Origin of the sequence: Streptomyces silaceus, from assembly GCF_001419745.1 — a bacterium.
Taxonomy (GTDB): Bacteria; Actinomycetota; Actinomycetes; order Streptomycetales; family Streptomycetaceae; genus Streptomyces; species Streptomyces silaceus.
In genome coordinates, this window is record NZ_LIRJ01000686.1 from 1 (window position 1) to 2,410 (window position 2,410).

Annotated in this window: 3 protein-coding genes and 1 pseudogene; 1 reads left to right on the plus strand and 3 read right to left on the minus strand. The window is 72.6% G+C overall.

All coding sequences use genetic code 11. The features are described from left to right. Positions 1 to 77 (minus strand): annotated as a pseudogene (locus AOK22_RS43610) (GNAT family N-acetyltransferase); the annotation flags it as partial. A 120-nt stretch (positions 78 to 197) separates the two neighbouring features. Then, positions 198 to 1,085, minus strand: coding sequence for an aminoglycoside phosphotransferase family protein (locus AOK22_RS38650; RefSeq protein ID WP_055703296.1), 888 nt, complete (start codon positions 1,083 to 1,085; stop codon positions 198 to 200). A gap of 34 nt (positions 1,086 to 1,119) precedes the next feature. On the opposite strand from AOK22_RS38650, the gene AOK22_RS38655 reads away from it, so the two are divergent. Next, positions 1,120 to 1,833, plus strand: a complete 714-nt coding sequence (locus AOK22_RS38655; protein WP_079037119.1) for a rhomboid-like protein — start codon at positions 1,120 to 1,122, stop codon at positions 1,831 to 1,833. On the opposite strand, the gene AOK22_RS38660 is transcribed toward AOK22_RS38655, so the two are convergent. Continuing rightward, positions 1,811 to 2,410: DsbA family protein (locus tag AOK22_RS38660; RefSeq protein ID WP_055703297.1), on the minus strand; the 600-nt coding region annotated here is incomplete at its 5' end. The two genes, AOK22_RS38655 and AOK22_RS38660, sit on opposite strands and share 23 nt — an antisense overlap.

A 2,410-nucleotide genomic window follows, 5' to 3' on the forward strand; every position in this document is an offset into this window, starting at 1 on the left:
GCCTTCTCGTACGCGGCGAGGTCGCGGACCAGCGCGTGGATGACGGGGATGTCGGCGGGTGTGGCGGTACGAATCATGGCGGCAGCAAGCCACGTCCGTACGGCAGGGGTCAAAGCCGTCTCACCAGCCGGTCGCCCACCGCGCCGCGGACCACCGCCGCACCGGCGCGAGGGCCGGCCCACCGCCGGGGTCCCGCCTCACCGCCCCAGCAGCAGCCGCGCGGTCTCCATGTCGTCCGCGTCCAGCGACCGCCCGTCCTCGATCTCCCACAGCGCGTTCTGCAGGACGCGGCCGAGCGTCCAGGCGCGCGCCCGCTCGCGGTCGAGCCCGAGGACCTCCGTCATCGCGTCGAACCGCCACAGCACGTCGTCCGGCTCGAACCGGTTGTTGAGCGCGGGCCACAGGTCGAAGCCGGGGTCCCCGGCGAGCGGCTTGGGGTCGATGGCGAGCCACGGCTCCCGCCCGCCCGCCATGACGTTCTCGAAGTGCAGGTCCCAGTGGAGCATCCGGTCGCCGGGCTCCCCCAGGACCTCGCGGACCGCGCCCCCGCACCGCTCGACGACCGCGCGCTCGGCGGGATCGGGGACGGCCTTGAGGGCGCCGGGCAGCTCGTCGAGCATCTCGGCGGCGATGTCGCCCAGCGTGCGCATGCCGTCCGGCGCGGGCCCCGCGGTCAGCCGGGCGAGGAGCTCGGCGATGACGAGGACGGCCTGGTGGGTGTCGGCCATCGTCGACAACATCCGCGTGGAGTCCAGGCGTTCGAGGAGCATCGTGCCGTGGGCGTCGTCGTAGTCGAGGAGGCGGACGGCGCCGTCGCCGTCCCACAGCCGCAGCGCGACCGGCTCGCCCTCGGTCTCCTCGTCCAGGATCTGGAACTTGACCGCGGCGGGCGTGCCGTCGGCGCGGCGCACGGGCAGCACGAGGGCGGCCATGCCGTGCAGGGGAGCGCCGTCGACCGTCAGGTCCCAGCGCCCGACCGTCTCCCTCACCCGCTCGGGCAGCGCGGCGATGAAGGCCCTGCCCGGCTCCCCCGCGTAGGTGTGCTGCGACTCGACCAGCTCGTCCGGAATGCGAATGTCGATCACACCGGCGACCCTAGCGGCGTGCGTGAATCACCGCATGCGCATTTTCCGCCGCGCGGCAGACGGCGCCCGCGCCGCCGTGCTCGCCGTCACGTCGTACGTACGCTCCGCCCCGGGCACGTACGTCTGGCTGGCGGCGCTGTTCGTCACGACCGTCGCGATGCACCACATGTCGCCGGAGTTCGAGGAGGAGTTCCTGCGCCGGCGCTCCACGAACATCCACGAGCTGTCGCGGAATCCGGTGCGGGTGCTGGTCTCCAGCGCGTTCTGGATCGACGGGAGCGGCTGGCTGCCGTACGCCGTGCTCTACACGGTCTTCCACGCGACCGCCGAGCGCTGGCTCGGCACCTGGCGCTGGCTGGCCGTCGCGGCGCTCGCACACGTCCTGGCCACGCTCATCAGCGAGGGCGTCCTCGCGCTCGCGATCCGGCACGGCGCCGCGCCGCGGTCCTCGGTCGACACCCTTGACGTGGGCGTGAGTTACGCGCTGGCGGGCGTGGTCGCCGTCCTCGCGCACCGGCTTCCGCCGCCCTGGCGGTACGCGTATCCCGTCGCCGTCCTCGCGGTGTACGGCACCCCGCTGATCACCGGCAGGACCTTCACCGACCTGGGCCACTTCACGGCGGTCCTGATCGGTCTGGCCTGCCGCCCGCTCACGCGGGATGCCGTGCCTCCCCGGCGGGCCCCGAAGGGGCCCGGGCGGGGCCTTCGAAGGCCCCGGTGGACGGTCAGGAGATTCCGGCGGCCTTGAGCTCCTTGGCGAACGCCGCCTGCTCGTAGAGGGAGTTGCCCTCCGGCTTCTTGCCGTCGAGGAAGACGGTCGGCGTGCCCTGGATGCCGTCGGCGGAGAAGGCCTCCATCGCCTCGCCGACCCACTTCTTGTACGTGCCGTTCTTCACCGCCTTGTCGAAGGCGCCGCCGCGCAGCCCGTCGACCTTGTCGGCGATCTTCAGCAGGAAGTCCGGCGTGAAGGCGTCGTCGGACTCCTCCTCCGGCTGGTTGGCGAAGACGGCGGCGTGGAACTGCGGGAACGTGCCCGCCTCCACCGACGCCCGCAGCGCGTTGGCCGCGTTCACCGAGCCGCTGCCGCCGAGGTTCTTGTCGAGGAACGAGGCGATCGTGTACTCGACCTTGACCTTGCCGTCGGCCACCGGCTTCACCAGCGCCTGCGCCCCGCCCTCCTCGAACCGCTTGCAGAACGGGCAGCGCGGGTCCTCGTACACCTTGACCGTATGCTTCGCCTTCGGGTCGCCGACGGTGATCACGCCGCCCTTCACCGAGGCGGGCACATCGGCGAGTTGGGCACTGGCCGCGGGCGGCGCCTTCGC

Coding starts and splice junctions, on each gene's coding strand:
- AOK22_RS38655 (WP_079037119.1), top strand. CDS start 1,120: ATGCGCATTTTCCGCCGCGCGGCAGACGGCGCCCGCGCCGCCGTGCTC.